Raw genomic sequence first — 15,060 nt, 5'->3', positions numbered from 1 at the left:
CTAGAGGCGGGCCTGTCAGCGCCCGCCTGTTGGCTCAGTCGATTGTCAGCCGGCTTCGCGCAGCCGCGCAAGGGCCTCGCCGAGCCTCGCGCGCGCTTCGCGAAGCTCGTCGAGCTTCTCGCGCTCGCTCTCCACCACCTCGGGCGCGGCCTTGGCGACGAATTGCGGGTTGCCGAGCTTCTTCTCGATGCGGGCGACCTCGTCGGCGTTCTTCGCCAGCTCCTTCTCGAGCCGCGCGGCTTCCGCCTTCAGGTCGATCAGGTCGCCGAGCGGCAGGCAGGCCGTGGCCTCGCCGGCGACGATCTGGGCCGAGCCTTTCGGCGCGGCCTCGGCGAAGCCGACCTCGCTGATGCGCGCCAGCCGGCGGATCGCCGGGTCGTGGCGCGCTGCGCGCTCGCGCGTCGCCGAATTGGCGCCCACCAGCACCAGCGGCGCGGTGGCCGAAGGCGGCACGTTCATCTCCGAGCGCACCGAGCGGATGCCGGAGACGAGGTCGACCAACCAGTTGATCTCGGCTGCCGCCTCCGAATCCTCGAAATCCGGCGTCGGCCAGGCGGCATGGCACAGCAGCGTCTCGCGCGGCGCGCCCTCGCCCGCCGTCTGCGCCCACAGCTCCTCCGTCATGAACGGCATCATCGGGTGCAGCAGCTTGAAGATCTCATCGAGAACATGGGCCATCGCAGCCCGGCTCTCGGCCTTGGCCGCCTCGTCGTCGCCGGCGAAGACCGGCTTCAGCAGCTCGACATACCAGTCGCAGACGAGGTTCCAGACGAAGCGATAGGCCGCGGCGGAAGCCTCGTTGAAGCGGAAGCCGGTGATGCCGGCGGTGATCTCCGCCGTCGCGCGGGTCAGCTCCGTCAGCGCCCAGCGGTTGACGGTCAGCTTGGCGTCCTCGGGACGGAACGCCGGATCGCGCTTCACGCCGTTCATCTCGGCGAAGCGGGTGGCGTTCCACAGCTTGGTGCCGAAATTGCGGTAGCCGGCGACGCGCGCCGGATCGAGCTTCACGTCGCGCCCCTGCGCCGCCATGATGGCGAGCGTGAAGCGCAGCGCGTCCGCGCCGTACTCGTCGATCAGCTCCAAGGGGTCGATGACGTTGCCCTTGGACTTCGACATCTTGGCGCCGTGCTTGTCGCGCACCAGCGCATGGACATAGACCGTGTGGAACGGCTCCTCCTTCATGAAGTGCAGGCCCATCATCATCATCCGGGCGACCCAGAAGAAGATGATGTCGAAGCCTGTGACGAGAACGTCGGTCTGGTAATAGGTCTCCAGCTCCTTCGTCTTCTCCGGCCAGCCGAGCGTCGAGAACGGCCACAGCGCCGAGGAGAACCAGGTGTCGAGCACGTCCTCGTCGCGGGTCAGGATGTCGCCCGGCTCGAAATTCTCAAGCTTCTCCTCGACCCACGCCTTCCACGGTCCTTCGAGCGCGAGGTAGTATTCGACCGCGTCGTCGAGCGCCTCCTTCTCGGTCTTGGCGACGAAGACATGACCGTCCGGCCCGTACCAGGCCGGGATCTGGTGGCCCCACCACAGCTGGCGCGACACGCACCAGGGCTGGATGTTCTCCATCCACTCGAAATAGGTCTTTTCCCAGTTCTTCGGCACGAAATTGGTGCGGCCCTCGCGCACGGCGGCGATGGCGGGCTTGGCCAGCGTCGCGGCGTCGACATACCACTGGTAGGTCAGGAACGGCTCGATCGGCACGCCGCCGCGGTCGCCATGCGGCACCATGTGGCGGTGCGGCTCGATCTTCTCCAAGAAGCCGCCTTCCTCCATGAGCTGGACGACGAGCTTGCGCGCCTCGAAGCGGTCGAGGCCGTGCAGCCGCTCCCACACCGCCTCGCGCTGACTCGTTTTCTCAACGCCGTCGAGGAAGTCGTCGTTATCCTTGATGTTTATCGTTGCGTCGATGTTCAGCACGTTGACCAGCGCGAGGCCATGGCGCTTGCCGACCTCGAAATCGTTGAAGTCGTGCGCCGGGGTGATCTTGACCGCGCCGGTGCCCTTCTCGGGGTCGGAATACTCGTCCGCGACGATGGCGATGCGCCGGCCGACGATCGGCAGCACCGCATGCTTGCCGACGAGGCCGGCATAGCGCTCGTCGTCCGGGTGGACGGCGACGCCGGTGTCGCCCAGCATCGTCTCCGGCCGCGTCGTGGCGACGGTGATGTAGCTCGACGGATCGAGCGGATCGTAGCTCTTGCCCTCAACGGGGTAGCGGAAGTGCCAGAGATTGCCGTCGAGCTCGACCTGCTCGACCTCGAGGTCGGAGATCGCGGTGAGCAGCTTCGGGTCCCAGTTGACCAGCCGCTTGTCCTTGTAGATCAGCCCTTCCTTGTAGAGCGTGACGAACACCTCGAGCACGGCCTGCGACAGCCCCTCGTCCATGGTGAAACGCTCGCGCGACCAGTCGCAGGACGCGCCGAGCCGCTTCAGCTGGTTGAAGATCATGCCGCCGGATTCGGCCTTCCACTCCCAGACCTTGTCGATGAACTCCTCGCGCGTCAGGTCGCGGCGATGGATCTGCCTCTCGGCGAGCCGCCGCTCGACAACCATCTGGGTGGCGATGCCGGCATGATCCATGCCCGGCTGCCACAGGACATTCCTGCCACGCATGCGCTCGAACCGCACCATGATGTCCTGGAGCGTGTTGTTGAGCGCGTGGCCCATATGCAGCGAGCCGGTGACGTTGGGCGGCGGGATGACGATGGCGAAGCTCTCGGCCCCCGGCTGCGAACCGGCTCCGGCCGCGAATGCGTTCGTCTCCTCCCAGGCCTTGGCGATCCTGGGTTCGACGGCCTTGGCGTCATAGGTCTTGTCGAGCATGGGGAAATCCGGGGTTCGGGGTATCTGTCCGGGTGTAAACCGGAAGGGCCGGGCCAAGTCAACCATGGGGGCCACCCGGCCGCCGGCCAGACGAAAAACGCCGCCCCGGAAGGGCGGCGATGTCGGGGCGCGAGCCGGGCAGGCAGCGCATGGAAAGCGTGAAGGCTTTTCCGGGCCGGCGGTCAGCCGCCGCGCGCGACGCGCTCGATCTCCTCGCGCACCAGCCGCTCGACCAGCGTCGGCAGATTGTTGTCGAGCCAGTCCTGCAGCATCGGCCGCAGCATCTCCTCCGCCATCTCGTCGAACGAGCGGCGGCGCCTGGCTGCGAACACCTCGGAAAGCTCGCCGAAGGCGGCGGCCACCTGCCGGCCGGTCTGGTCCGACATCAGCATGGTCCTGCCCTCGCCCGCATGCGTCTCCGCCGAAGGAGCGTCCGCTGCCGCGGCGAAAACCGCCGGGGCCGGCTCGTCTTCCTCTTCGGCCGAGGGGTCGAAATCTGCCGCCGGCTGAACGGGGGAAAGGTGCGGCTGGGCGGCTTCGCTCACCGCCCGCAGCGGGTGGACGACCTGCCTGTCGACGGCGCGGCCGGCCTCGCCGTCCTCGTCCGCGGCTTCGGAAAGGTCCCGCTCCGGCCAGCCGGTAAAGCCGGCCGACGGCATGGACACGGGCTGCGGCTCGCGCAGCTCGGCCTCGAACACCTCGACCTCGCGCTCCGGTTCGTCGGGTGCGGCTTCCGCCTCGCCCAGCGGCGAGACCTGCGGCAGCTCCGGCTCGTCCAGCGGCTTGCGCGCGGTGTCGCTGTCTTCGATGATCCGGCGAATGGACGCCAGAATTTCCTCCATCGAAGGTTCGCGCTGGGCGCTGCCTGTCTGTGCCATGGTTACAACTGCCGTCTTCTTCGTTCCGCTCAGTCGTTGCCGCCGGAAATATACATCGATGCCGAATCTATAATTTCAGGATAGACGAGGCCGGACGCCCGGCGAAGCCCCGGCCTTTCCCCGACGCAACTTTCACACAAGTTTGGCCCGGCGCTCAGCGGCCGTCAGGCGTCTTGGTGCCGACCCACTTGTCCTTGACCGCGTCGTAATGCTCCTGCGGATTGTAGGTTGCGACGGCAAGGCCGAGCCGCTTCGGCGAAAGCTGGCCCATCGCCGAGAGGATGGCGTAGCTCGCCGCCACCACGTCGCGCTCGGCGCTGGCGACGTTGATCTGCGCCGTGATGACGTCGGCCTGGGCGTTGAGCACGTCGAGCGTGGTGCGCTGGCCGACATTGCGCTCCTCGATGACGCCGTTCAGCGCCAGTTGCGCCGCCGACACGAGCTCGCGCCCGGCCGCCACAACCTCGCGCGCGGCGACGTACTGGGTCCACGCCGCCGTCACCGCGTTGCGCACCTGGTCGCGCGCCACGTCGACCTCGATGCGGGCCTGGCCGAGCGATTCCTTCGAGCGGCGCACCTGCGCCGAGGCGAGGCCGCCCTGATAGATCGGGATCGTCAGGTTGAGGCCGACGGAGGCGGAATCCGACGAGCCGTCCCCGGACCCCATCCCGACGCCGGGCAGGCCGGTCACCGTGTTGCGGTAGGAATGGCTCACCCCGGCCTGGGCGCTGATCTGCGGCAGGAGCGAGCCTTCCGCCGACTTGACCTGGAACGACGCCGCATCGACGAGATGAAGCGTGGCCTTGATGACCGGATGCCCGGAAAGCGCGGCGCCGAGTGCCGCGTCCATGCCGCCCGGCAGAAGCTTGGCGACGGGGCCGGCCGGCTGGAGCTTGCCGGGCTTGTCGCCGACGAGCCGCAGATAGGTGGCCTCGCTGGCGAGCACCTGCGCCCGCGCCGCGCTCAGCTGGGCGACGGCGGCGGCCTGCTGCGCCTGCGCCTGCGCGACGTCGGTGCGGGTGCCCTCGCCCACCTCGAAGCGCGAGGAGGCGGCACGCACCTGCTCGCTCAGGAAGTCGAGGTTGCGGGCGCGGAACGTCGCGATCTGGCGGTCGCGCAGCACGTCGACATAGGCGGCGGCCGCGTTGAACAGGATGTCCTGCTCGGTGTTGCGCAGGCTTTCATTGGCCGCGCGGACCTGCGCCTCGGCGGCGCGCACGTTGTTCAGCGTCTGAAAGCCGTCGAACAGCGACTGCTGGATCTGGATGCCGAAGGAGCCGGTGGTGATTCGGCTGGTGTTGTTGGTCGAGGTGTAGTTCAGGCTTCCCGACGCGCCGATATAGGGCCGCCAGCCGGACTTGGCGATGGCGACGCCCTCGTCGGTGACGCGCACGCCCGCGCGGGCCGAATTGACGCTGGCGTTGTTCTGGTATGCACGGGCGAGCGCGCCATGGATCGTCTCTGCCATCGACGGCTGCGAGAGCGCGAGAACCCCCGACATGGCGATCACGGCGTACAAGCCTTTACGAATCACGGACACGACCTACCTCACGCGAATTGAGCAGACACTGCGTCGCAGCCCCGGCCATAGTGATCTCCTGCCGGAACCCGGCACACGACAAACCCTCCCCATGGCGCCGCATTCAGGGGCGCCATGCATCCTCGCGGCGGAACGCTACACGATTTCGAAAGGGGTGGCGTTACACTTTGGTAACATTCCCCGATAATTTTCCCTCGGATAGTCTTCGGGGGCGATGGCGCTCAGAACTGGAAGGCTGGCGTGCGCCGGAACGCCTCCAGCGGCGGAACGGCGGCGTTGAAGACCGCGCGCGAGGAAACCAGCCCGTCTTCCTTGATCCACAGGGTCGCGCGGCCCGAATTGCCCTCGCCGACCACGGCGACGAGCCGGCCGCCGTCCTTGAGCTGGCCGATCAGCGCCTGCGGCGCCTCGTCGACCGCGCCCTGAACGACGATGGCGTCGTAGGGCGCCTGCCGGGTATGCCCGGCCTCGAGCGGCCCCTCGATCACGGATACGTTGTCGTAGCCGAGGCCGGCGAGCCGCTCGCGGGCTTCGCCAGCAAGCTGCGCATCGCTTTCGAGCGCGACGACGAAGCCGGCGATCCGCGCCAGGATGGCGCTGGAATAGCCGGTGCCGCAGCCGACATCGAGCACGAGGTCGCCGGGGCGCACGTCGGCGAGCTGGACGAGCTTGCCGAAGGGCGAGGCGCGCATCAGGAAGCGGCCGGGACGGCCGGGCGCGATCCGGATGTCCTCGTCCATATAGGCGAGCGGCTTGAGGTCGGCGGGCACGAACGCCTCGCGCGGCGCTTCCAGCATGGCATCGAGGATGGCGACATCGGTCACGTCGGTCGTGCGCAGCTGCCCATCGACCATCTTCACCCGCATTTCCTGGAAATCGACTGTCATGTCCACATCCGCCCGCCTTCGCGGACACCCCTGAAAACGGCAAATTCCGGCCTGTCGGGCCCGGTTTCGTCAGGTTTGTGTAACGCCAAATTCGCGTTTGTCCAGCCTTTCGTTCCCTGCCGCAACGCCGCACCCGGCCGCGATTCCGCCGCGGCGGTACGAGGCATGGCCGTGGCGGTTCAGGCTGTGCTTGTCAGGGAAAAGGAATGGTGGGTGATGTAGGGATCGAACCTACGACCCGCTGATTAAGAGTCAGCTGCTCTACCAACTGAGCTAATCACCCACGGTGTCGATATGACGAGCCGCCTATAAATAGTCCGACCCGCGCTGTCCAGCCATAAAGTGTCGTCCGGGTTCATTTGTTTTCCGCCCCGCCGGGCGACACGGCCCTCTGCCAAGACGCGCGCCGGCGGCGCGCCGAAGCGGCGGGAAAGGACGGATCAGGAAAGGAAAGTGGCTCCCCGGGACGGATTCGAACCATCGACCAACCGGTTAACAGCCGGTTGCTCTACCGCTGAGCTACCGGGGAATGCCTGCTCGCGCTGATGTGGCGCCTCATAGCAACAGTAATCGCCTTTGCAAAGCACCAATCGGCATCCTCGCCGAATTTATTGTCGCCGCCGCTATGGCGTTTCGAGTTGCCGCATCTCATATCTGCCACCGCACGGCCCTATGGGGGCGAAACAGGCGACAGGCAAGCGGAACGCCGCCGCAACGAGCGTTGGAACCATGGCCACGAAAGACGACAGGACGGAAGGCGACGGGGAAAGGCGGCGGGCCAAGCGCCGGATTTCCGTGCTGGGCCGCGAGTTCGCCATGCCGCAGTCGCGCGCGCTGCGCATCACGATCGGCGTGCTGCTGGTGTTCTTCGGCATGCTCGGCTTCCTGCCGGTGCTGGGTTTCTGGATGATTCCGCTCGGCATCCTGGTGCTGTCCTACGAATTCGCCACGGTGCGACGCTGGCGGCGGCGCTTCGAGCTGTGGTGGGCGGAGCGCCGGGGCAGACGGCGGCAATCGCGCCCGCGCCGCTGACGCTCACGACCGACCAATCCGGGCGCCGTGACGATTCAGCACAGATTGCTGCCGGGTGGCTTGACGCCCATTTGCCCTCCACCTATGGAAGCGCCTTGAACGCTTCAGGCGGAGAGGCCTCGTGGCGGAGTGGTTACGCAGAGGACTGCAAATCCTTGCACGCCGGTTCGATTCCGGCCGAGGCCTCCAATCCTTCCTGAAGACGTTCTTTTTCCCCGAATCTCCTCCGCAGCGCGCCATGGCCGGCACAGCCTCACGGCTTCCCGGCCGGCCGGCTTCGCGCCGTTCGCCGCCGCCGCAGTTTCGCCGCAAGCCCTGCCAATGGGAAACAAATTGTGCCACTAATCGTTGTGCATGCGATGGGACGACCGGACAGGAGAATACCATGACAGCAAGGGCAGGCATCGTCGCGGGGACCGCACTGGCGCTATTGATGGCTTCCGGCCACGCATTCGCGGCCGCGCCGTCAGGCACGCCGGCATCGTCGCCGCCGGAAGCGGCCTCGCGGCTGCTGCTGGCGCAGGCGGATAACCCGGTAAGGCCGGAAGACGAGGACAACCAGGACGGACCGTCCGACAGCGACGCGCCAACGGCCGCCGAGCCGATCCCGGGTCTGCCGCCCGCAGGGGCGACGCCGCCTCCGCCGACCGAGGCCCCGCGCCCGCCGCAGGCAGAGCAGCCCGCGCCGACACCGCCTGCACCGCCCGCGCCCACCCCGCCGCCGGCAAGCGGCGGTGCGGAGCCCATCCCCGGCCAGCCTCCGGCAGGCACGACCCCACCGCCGCCGACCGAAGCGCCACGCCCGCCGCAGGCAGAGCAGCCTGCACCGACGCCGCCTGCACCGCCCGCGCCCACCCCGCCACCGGCAGGCGGCGGCGCCGAGCCCATTCCCGGCCAGCCGCCGGCAGGTACGACACCGCCTCCCCCGACCGAAGCGCCGCGCCCGCCGCAGGGCGAGCAGCCCGCACCGCCGGCCCAGCCTGCGCCCACCCCGCCGCCGGCAACCGGCGGTGCCGAGCCCATTCCCGGCCAGCCGCCGGCAGGCGCGACCCCGCCTCCCCCGACAGAGGCGCCGCGTCCGCCGCAGGGCGAGCAGCCCGCGCCGCCGACCCAGCCCGCGCCGCCCGCCGGCGGCGGAGCGGCGGAGCCGGTACGCGACGCGCCTATCCTCGACAGCGACAAGGAGACTGGCGACACCGCGCCCGGCGATGCCGCACAGCAGACTCCGGCCGAACCGGCCGCGCCGCCGCCGGCGAGCGACGCCGAGGCCCAGCAGCTCGAGGAGCCGGTTCAGGTCGAATCGCTGCGCCGGGAGGAAGGCCGGCGCATCGAGCGCCGCGAGGAGCGGCGTGAACGGCGCGACGGCGCCGACGTCCTGCGCGAGATCGGCGACCGGCTGGTCATCCAGCTCGGCAACAACGCAGTGGTCCAGAGCGACGACCGCCGCCGCCTCGAGCACGACGCCTCGGAGGTCTATTACGAGGAGTTGCCGCGCGGCCGCACCCGCGAGACCATCGTGCGCCCGAACGGCGTCCAGGTCGTGACGGTCTACGACCGCTACGGCGACGTCATGCGCCGCTCGCGCATCATGCCGGACGGCCGCGAGCACGTCCTCGTCTATGCCGGCGACGGACGCGACCGCGAGGAGCGCCGCCAGTGGCGCGATCCGGGCCTCGACCTGCCGCCGCTCCGGCTCGGCATCCCGGCCGACGAGTACATCCTCGACGCCGGCCGGGTGGACGATGTCGACGCGTATTACGACTTCCTCGAGCAGCCGCCGGTGGACCGCGTGCGCCGGCTCTACTCGGTGGACGAGGTGCGCTATTCGGCGCGCGTGCGCGACAGCGTGCGCCGCATCGACCTCGACACCATCACCTTCGATTTCGGCTCGGCTGCAATCGCCGAGGACGCGATCCCGCGGCTGAGCGCGCTCGCCGACGCCATGGGACGCATGCTCGACGACAACCCGGCCGAGACCTTCCTGATCGAGGGCCACACCGACGCCGTCGGCTCCGACCTCGCCAACCTGGCGCTGTCGGACCGCCGCGCCGAGGCGATCGCGGCCGCGCTGACCGATGTCTTCGGCCTCCCGCCGGAGAACCTCGTCACGCAGGGCTATGGCGAACGCTACCTCAAGGTGAGCACGCAGGAACCGGAGCGCGAGAACCGCCGCGTCGCCGTGCGCCGCATCACCCCGCTGGTCGCGCCCGTGGCGTCCGGCCAGTAGCGGACCGCCTGCGCTAAGACGGAAAAAGGCCCAGCGGCTCGCCCGCCGGGCCTTTTTCATGCGAAGTGTCGGGACGGTCGGCCTAAAGCGAGTCGCGTCTTGTACGCATCATCTGCACCGCTGGCGCTGCCCCTCATCCGGCTGCCGCCACCTTCTCCCCGTGAACGGGGAGAAGAGAGCTGCCGTCCTCGCTTTCGCCAATCACAAGCGTGGCAAAGAGGATGTGACGGTGCGGCCGGCATCCCTTCTCCCCGTTCACGGGGAGAAGGTGCCCGAAGGGCGGATGAGGGGCAGCGCAGGCAGCGAAGATCGCGCTCCTCCGGAGCGGACAAGACGCGGCAGGCTTTAGCCGAACGCGCGCGCCAGCTCGGTGTCGGTGCGCTCGAACACCGCGTCCGGGACGAAGAAGTCGGCCACCAGCGGCCCGCTCGCGCCCGGCGCATAGGCCGAGAAGTCGCTGACGCCCTCGGCCCGCAGCACCTCCTCGTCGATGAAGAAGTTGCCCGTCGTCTCGCGCGACGGCTTCGTCAGGATGGCGTGGGCGGCGTCGGCCATGATGGCGGGCGAGCGGCTCATCGCCGCCACCGTCTCGCCGCCGAGCAGGTTGCGCACCGCCGCCGTGTCGATGGCCGTCAGCGGCCACAGCGAGTTAACGGCGATGCCGTCCTTGGCGAACTCGGCGCTCATGCCGAGCGTGCACATCGACATGCCGTATTTGGCCATGGTGTAGGCGACATGCCCCTTGAACCATTTCGCGCTCATGTCGAGCGGCGGCGCGAGGTTGAGGATATGCGGGTTCTGCGCCTTCTTCAGGTGCGGGATGCAGGTCTTCGAAACGAGGAAGGTGCCGCGCGTGTTGATCTGGTGCATGAGGTCGTAGCGCTTCATGTCCGTCGACGGCGTGTCCGTCAGGCTGATGGCGCTGGCGTTGTTGATGCAGACGTCGATGCCGCCGAAGGTCTCGACTGTCCGCGCCACCGCGTCGAGGACCTGCGCCTCCTCGCGGATGTCGCACAGGATCGGCAGCGCCCTGCCGCCGGCCGCCTCGATCTCCTGCGCCGCCGTGTGGATCGTGCCCGGCAGCTTCGGGTGCGGCTCGGCGGTCTTGGCGGCAATGGCGACATTCGCCCCGTCCCGCGCCGCGCGCAGCGCGATCGCCAGCCCGATGCCGCGCGACCCGCCCGAAATGAACAGCGTCTTTCCCTTCAGCGACATGGCCTTCCTCCCTCTCCCGCCCTTTATCCGAAGATGCGCTCGCCCTGCTCGTCGATGAGTTGGCGGGCTTTGCGCAGCGTGATGTCGACCGCGTCGTCCTTCGAGGCGAAGCGGTCGGCGCGGATGAAGCGATGCTCCTTCGTCTCGCCGCCGACCTCCTTGGCGATGATGCCACAGGTCTGGTACTGGCCGCCTTCGACGAACGGGGCGGGACGGATGACGAAGCCCTTGTACTCGACCGGGTCGAGCGGCGGTTCTTCCTTCGCCGCGCCGCCGCCGAACAGTTTCTTCCAGAACGACATGGCCTCGTCTCCTTGCTTTGTCTGCCTTCACCCCGGACTAGCCCAGCCAGACGCGGCTGGCTAGGCGGCAGCAGCCGCCGTCCGCGCCCGTTTGACCGCCGGGCGCTCCGCCATGCGGTTGAAATGATCGTGAACGCGCGGGAATCGGGCGATGTCGACGCCATCGCCCTCGAGCCAGCCGGCGATGGTGAAGAGATAGGAATCGGCGATCGAATAGGCCTCGCCCATCACCCACGGTCCGCGCAGCATCTCCTTCTCGATCAGGTCGAAGCAGGCGGTCATGTTCTCCGGCACCTTCTTCTGCATGGCGACGTGGGCGTCCGCGTCGTCGGCCCAGCGGCTGCCGCGCACGCGATGGGCATGGGCGACATGGACGGTCGAGCACAGATAGCTGTTGAAGGCCTGCAGCTCGGCGAATGCGAACGGGTCGTCGAGCGGCGCAAGCTTCGCCGCCGGAAAGCTCTGGGCGATGAAGGCGAGGATCGCCGGGGTTTCCGTCAGCACGCCGCGCGACGTGACAAGCGCCGGCACCCTGCCCTTGGGGTTGACCGCGAGATAGGCGGGCGCGCGCTGCTCGCCGGACGTGAAATCGACGCGCCGCGCCTCATAGGGCGCCTGCGCCTCCTCGAGGGCGATGTGCGAGGCGAGCGAGCAGGTGTTGGGCGCGTAGAAGAAGGTAAACATGGGGGCAGCCTGTCCGGGTTTGCGTTTCCCGACAGGCTGGACCGGCGCGGGGCCATTTGCAACGCCGGAATGAAGGATTTCAGCCCGGCAGGGTGTCGGCCCCGGGCCCGAGCGGGCGCTGCATCAGCACCACGTCGACCCAGCGGCCGAACTTGAAGCCGACGGAGGCGAAGGTGCCGACCGGCCGGAAGCCGAGCGCCCGGTGCAGCCCGACCGAGCCGTCATTGCCGCTGTCGCCGATCACCGCCAGCATCTGCCGCCACGGCCCCGCCTCGCAGCGGGCGATCAGTTCGACGAGCAGCGCGCGGCCGACGCCGCGCCGGGGAAAGCCGGGCGCGACATAGACCGAATCCTCGACCGCGTAGCGATAGGCCGCGCGTGGCCGGAACGGTCCGGCATAGGCGTAACCGGCGATGCGCCCGTCGATCTCGGCGACCAGCCAGGGCAGCCCCTTGCCCAGCACGGCCGCCCGGCGCGCCTTCATGTCACCCAGCGAAGGCGGCTCCTCCTCGAACGAGCCGAGCCCGTGAAGGACGTGGTGCGCGTAGATCGCCTGCACCGCCTCCATGTCGTCGTCGCGCGCATCGCGAAGGATGACCGCTCCGGAAAACGGGGCGGTCGGCTCTGCCTGTGCTGTCATAGGGATTCCTCGACGGGATGCGGAAGCGGCCGGTGCGGCCTCCGGCATCGGTAGAAAATCGGCAAGGCCGGGATCATAGCACGATTTCGCCTTGCGGCAGGGTCAATCGTCCCGCGCCGCGAAGGCGGGATGGAAGGCGACGATCCCGGACGGCGTGTCCGCTCCCAGCGCCAGGACCTGAAAATACTCGGCCGGCAGGTCTGGGTAGCGGAGCAAGGACGACGCGCGGAAGCCGAAGCGCCGGTAATAGGCCGGGTCGCCGACGAGGACGCAGCCCTTCGCGTCCGCATCGCCAAACCGCGCCAGCCCGGCGCGCATCAGCGCCGTGCCGACGCCGCTTCGCTGCCTGTCCGGCCGGACCGAGAGCGGCCCGACGCCGAACCAGCCCGGCGCGGGCGCGCCGTCGACGGCGACCGGCGAGAAGGCGACATGGCCGACGATCTCGCCCTCCTCGACCGCGACGAGGGAGACGGCGAGCGCGCCGGCTGCGCGCAGGGCATCGACGATCGCCGCTTCCGTCTGCTCGCTGTAAGACACCCCCGCGAAGGCGGCGAGCGTGACGGCGCGGATCGCGCCGGCATCGCCTTCGCATTCGTCGCGGATAAGCAATTCGGGCATGTTTGGTGTTCCTTCATGGAAAAACCCGGCCTTGCGCCGGGTTTTTCATGTCTTGGTCTAGCTGTCGAGGAAGCTGCGCAGCTTACGGCTGCGGCTCGGGTGCTTCAGCTTGCGCAGCGCCTTGGCCTCGATCTGGCGGATGCGCTCGCGCGTCACCGAGAATTGCTGGCCGACTTCCTCCAGCGTGTGGTCGGTGTTCATGCCGATACCGAAGCGCATCCTGAGCACGCGCTCCTCGCGCGGGGTGAGCGAGGCGAGGACGCGCGTCGTCGTCTCGCGCAAATTCGCCTGGATCGCCGCGTCGATCGGCAGGATCGCGCCCTTGTCCTCGATGAAATCGCCGAGGTGGCTGTCCTCCTCGTCGCCCACCGGGGTTTCGAGCGAGATCGGCTCCTTGGCGATCTTCAGCACCTTGCGCACCTTCTCGAGCGGCATGGCGAGCTTTTCCGCGAGTTCCTCCGGCGTCGGCTCGCGGCCGATCTCGTGCAGCATCTGGCGCGAGGTGCGGACGATCTTGTTGATCGTCTCGATCATGTGGACCGGGATGCGGATGGTTCTTGCCTGATCGGCAATACTGCGGGTGATCGCCTGCCTGATCCACCACGTCGCATAGGTCGAGAACTTGTAGCCCCGGCGGTATTCGAACTTGTCGACCGCCTTCATCAGGCCGATATTGCCTTCCTGGATCAGGTCGAGGAACTGAAGGCCGCGGTTCGTGTACTTCTTGGCGATGGAGATGACGAGCCTGAGGTTCGCCTCCACCATCTCCTTCTTGGCGATGGCCGCCTCGCGCTCGCCCTTCTGCACCTGGTTGACGATCTTGCGGAATTCGGCGATCGAGATCGCCGTCTCGGTGGCGAGGTTCTGGATCTCGCCGCGGATCTCGCGGATCGTCTCCTTCTCGTTCTGGTAGAACTCCTTCCAGCCGCGGCTCGACAGGTTGGCGATGGCCCGCGTCCAGTTGGGGTCGAGCTCGGTGCCCTGATATTCCCTCAGGAACTCCTCGCGGCGCACGCCGTAGCTCTCGGCGAGGCGCAGCAGCTTGCCCTCGTTCTGCACCAGGCGCTTGTTGATGTCGTAGAGCTGCTCGACCAGCGCCTCGATGCGCGCCTGGTTGAGCGACAGCGACTTCACCGCCGCGACCAGCTCTTCCTTGAGCTTCTTGTAGGCGCGCTCCTGGCTGGTGGAGAGCGAGCCGGTGGCGGCGAGCCGCGCCTCGACCTGCTGGTCCTGCAGCTTGCGCAGCTTCTTGTAAGTCGAGGCGATGACGTCGAGCGTCTCCATCACCTGCGGGCGCAGCTCGGCCTCCATGGCGGCGAGCGAGAGGTTGACCTCGTCTTCCTCCTCGTCCTCCTCCTCGGCGCGGGTCTCGCCGCCGACATTGGTGATGTCGTCGTCGTCGCGCGAGCGGCGGCCGCCGCGCGCTTCCTCGGCCTTGGGCTTGGCGTCCTCGTCGGGCCGCTCGACCACGGGGGCCTGCTTGGCCTCGGGGCCGGCATAGGTGGCTTCGAGGTCGATGATCTCGCGCAGGAGAATCTTGGCCTCGTTCAGTTCGTCGCGCCAGATGATGATGGCCTGGAAGGTGAGCGGGCTCTCGCACAGGCCCGCGATCATGGTCTCGCGGCCGGCCTCGATGCGCTTGGCGATGGCGATCTCGCCCTCGCGCGACAGAAGCTCGACCGAGCCCATCTCGCGCAGATACATGCGCACGGGATCGTCGGTGCGGTCCGTCGGCTCCTTCTTGGTGACGGTCGCGGCGACCGCCGTCCCGGTGCTCTCGGTCAGGTCGCCCGGCTCGTCGTCGCTGTCGCCGGAATCGGCTTCCGCCTCCTCGCCCGCCTCGTCGTCCTCGACGACGTTGATGCCCATGTCGGACAGCATCGCCATCGTGTCCTCGATCTGCTCGGAGGTCACTTCCTCGGAAGGCAGCACGGCGTTCAGCTCGTCCATGGTGACGTAGCCGCGCTTCTTCGCCAGCTTGATCATCTTCTTGACGGCGTCGTCGGAAAGGTCGAGAAGAGGCCCGTCGGTCGTGCCTTCGCGTTCGGTTTCGACCTCTTCCTTCTCTTTTGTCGCCATGTCGTCGTGTCTCCAAGCGGCTGAAGCTTCATCGAGCGGGTGAAAGCTATGCGATGCGTGACCGGAATCGTTCGCGCCCTGCCCGCGATAGCCGCTTCTGCCTTAATTCCCGATTAACCCTGACACCTT

12 protein-coding genes and 3 tRNA genes are annotated in these 15,060 nt (G+C 68.1%); 3 read left to right on the top strand and 12 right to left on the bottom strand.

Annotation, left to right across the window (positions count from 1 at the left end; translation table 11 throughout):
* Positions 1–45: 45 nt before the first annotated feature.
* The 6 genes from M9945_RS15945 to M9945_RS15920 all read right to left on the bottom strand — a co-directional run bounded on the left by M9945_RS15945 (position 46) and on the right by M9945_RS15920 (position 6,663).
* Positions 46–2,829, bottom strand: coding sequence for a valine--tRNA ligase (locus tag M9945_RS15945; RefSeq protein ID WP_367945385.1), 2,784 nt, complete (start codon positions 2,827–2,829; stop codon positions 46–48).
* Between the two features lie 182 nt (positions 2,830–3,011).
* Positions 3,012–3,707 (bottom strand): PopZ family protein, encoded by a 696-nt coding sequence (locus M9945_RS15940; protein WP_367945384.1) that lies wholly within the window; start codon positions 3,705–3,707, stop codon positions 3,012–3,014.
* A 154-nt stretch (positions 3,708–3,861) separates the two neighbouring features.
* Positions 3,862–5,208: a TolC family outer membrane protein gene (locus M9945_RS15935; protein ID WP_367945383.1), complete on the bottom strand. Its 1,347-nt coding sequence runs from the start codon at positions 5,206–5,208 to the stop codon at positions 3,862–3,864.
* A 260-nt stretch (positions 5,209–5,468) separates the two neighbouring features.
* Complete coding sequence (locus tag M9945_RS15930; RefSeq protein ID WP_367945382.1) at positions 5,469–6,134, bottom strand: protein-L-isoaspartate O-methyltransferase; 666 nt, start codon at positions 6,132–6,134, stop codon at positions 5,469–5,471.
* A gap of 207 nt (positions 6,135–6,341) precedes the next feature.
* Positions 6,342–6,417, bottom strand: a tRNA-Lys gene (locus M9945_RS15925).
* Between the two features lie 171 nt (positions 6,418–6,588).
* Positions 6,589–6,663, bottom strand: a tRNA-Asn gene (locus M9945_RS15920).
* 200 nt (positions 6,664–6,863) lie between these two features.
* Between M9945_RS15920 and M9945_RS15915 the strand changes: the two genes are divergently transcribed.
* The 3 genes from M9945_RS15915 (at position 6,864) to M9945_RS15905 (ending at position 9,393) form a co-directional block, all read left to right on the top strand.
* The gene (locus M9945_RS15915) at positions 6,864–7,166 is read left to right on the top strand and encodes a hypothetical protein (RefSeq protein ID WP_367945381.1); all 303 of its coding nucleotides are present in this window, start codon (positions 6,864–6,866) and stop codon (positions 7,164–7,166) included.
* 115 nt (positions 7,167–7,281) lie between these two features.
* Positions 7,282–7,355 (top strand) — tRNA-Cys (locus tag M9945_RS15910).
* Between the two features lie 196 nt (positions 7,356–7,551).
* On the top strand, positions 7,552–9,393 hold the full coding sequence (locus M9945_RS15905) for an OmpA family protein (RefSeq protein ID WP_367945380.1): 1,842 nt from the start codon (positions 7,552–7,554) through the stop codon (positions 9,391–9,393).
* A gap of 345 nt (positions 9,394–9,738) precedes the next feature.
* Here the strand turns inward: M9945_RS15905 and M9945_RS15900 are convergent, their stop codons facing one another.
* From M9945_RS15900 to rpoD, 6 genes are all read right to left on the bottom strand, one after another.
* Positions 9,739–10,608 (bottom strand): SDR family oxidoreductase, encoded by an 870-nt coding sequence (locus tag M9945_RS15900; protein ID WP_367930680.1) that lies wholly within the window; start codon positions 10,606–10,608, stop codon positions 9,739–9,741.
* A 23-nt stretch (positions 10,609–10,631) separates the two neighbouring features.
* Positions 10,632–10,910, bottom strand: coding sequence for an HlyU family transcriptional regulator (locus tag M9945_RS15895; RefSeq protein WP_367930679.1), 279 nt, complete (start codon positions 10,908–10,910; stop codon positions 10,632–10,634).
* Positions 10,911–10,970: 60 nt separating this feature from the next.
* Positions 10,971–11,594, bottom strand: a complete 624-nt coding sequence (locus tag M9945_RS15890) for a glutathione S-transferase family protein (RefSeq protein WP_367945379.1) — start codon at positions 11,592–11,594, stop codon at positions 10,971–10,973.
* Positions 11,595–11,673: 79 nt separating this feature from the next.
* Positions 11,674–12,234, bottom strand: a complete 561-nt coding sequence (locus tag M9945_RS15885; RefSeq protein WP_367945378.1) for an N-acetyltransferase family protein — start codon at positions 12,232–12,234, stop codon at positions 11,674–11,676.
* A 102-nt stretch (positions 12,235–12,336) separates the two neighbouring features.
* Positions 12,337–12,852: a GNAT family N-acetyltransferase gene (locus M9945_RS15880; protein WP_367945377.1), complete on the bottom strand. Its 516-nt coding sequence runs from the start codon at positions 12,850–12,852 to the stop codon at positions 12,337–12,339.
* Positions 12,853–12,909: 57 nt separating this feature from the next.
* A complete protein-coding gene (rpoD, locus tag M9945_RS15875) occupies positions 12,910–14,931 on the bottom strand; it encodes an RNA polymerase sigma factor RpoD (protein ID WP_367930676.1) in 2,022 nt (673 codons plus the stop codon).
* Positions 14,932–15,060: the final 129 nt, after the last annotated feature.

It is taken from the genome of Aquamicrobium sp., from assembly GCF_023954335.1.
GTDB lineage: Bacteria > Pseudomonadota > Alphaproteobacteria > Rhizobiales > Rhizobiaceae > Aerobium.
Note: the sequence above shows the minus strand (reverse complement) of the source record. Positions and strands in the feature narration are given on the sequence as shown.

Coding starts and splice junctions, on each gene's coding strand:
- M9945_RS15945 (WP_367945385.1), bottom strand. CDS start 2,829: ATGCTCGACAAGACCTATGACGCCAAGGCCGTCGAACCCAGGATCGCC.
- M9945_RS15940 (WP_367945384.1), bottom strand. CDS start 3,707: ATGGCACAGACAGGCAGCGCCCAGCGCGAACCTTCGATGGAGGAAATT.
- M9945_RS15935 (WP_367945383.1), bottom strand. CDS start 5,208: ATGTCGGGGGTTCTCGCGCTCTCGCAGCCGTCGATGGCAGAGACGATC.
- M9945_RS15930 (WP_367945382.1), bottom strand. CDS start 6,134: ATGACAGTCGATTTCCAGGAAATGCGGGTGAAGATGGTCGATGGGCAG.
- M9945_RS15915 (WP_367945381.1), top strand. CDS start 6,864: ATGGCCACGAAAGACGACAGGACGGAAGGCGACGGGGAAAGGCGGCGG.
- M9945_RS15905 (WP_367945380.1), top strand. CDS start 7,552: ATGACAGCAAGGGCAGGCATCGTCGCGGGGACCGCACTGGCGCTATTG.
- M9945_RS15900 (WP_367930680.1), bottom strand. CDS start 10,608: ATGTCGCTGAAGGGAAAGACGCTGTTCATTTCGGGCGGGTCGCGCGGC.
- M9945_RS15895 (WP_367930679.1), bottom strand. CDS start 10,910: ATGTCGTTCTGGAAGAAACTGTTCGGCGGCGGCGCGGCGAAGGAAGAA.
- M9945_RS15890 (WP_367945379.1), bottom strand. CDS start 11,594: ATGTTTACCTTCTTCTACGCGCCCAACACCTGCTCGCTCGCCTCGCAC.
- M9945_RS15885 (WP_367945378.1), bottom strand. CDS start 12,234: ATGACAGCACAGGCAGAGCCGACCGCCCCGTTTTCCGGAGCGGTCATC.
- M9945_RS15880 (WP_367945377.1), bottom strand. CDS start 12,852: ATGCCCGAATTGCTTATCCGCGACGAATGCGAAGGCGATGCCGGCGCG.
- rpoD (WP_367930676.1), bottom strand. CDS start 14,931: ATGGCGACAAAAGAGAAGGAAGAGGTCGAAACCGAACGCGAAGGCACG.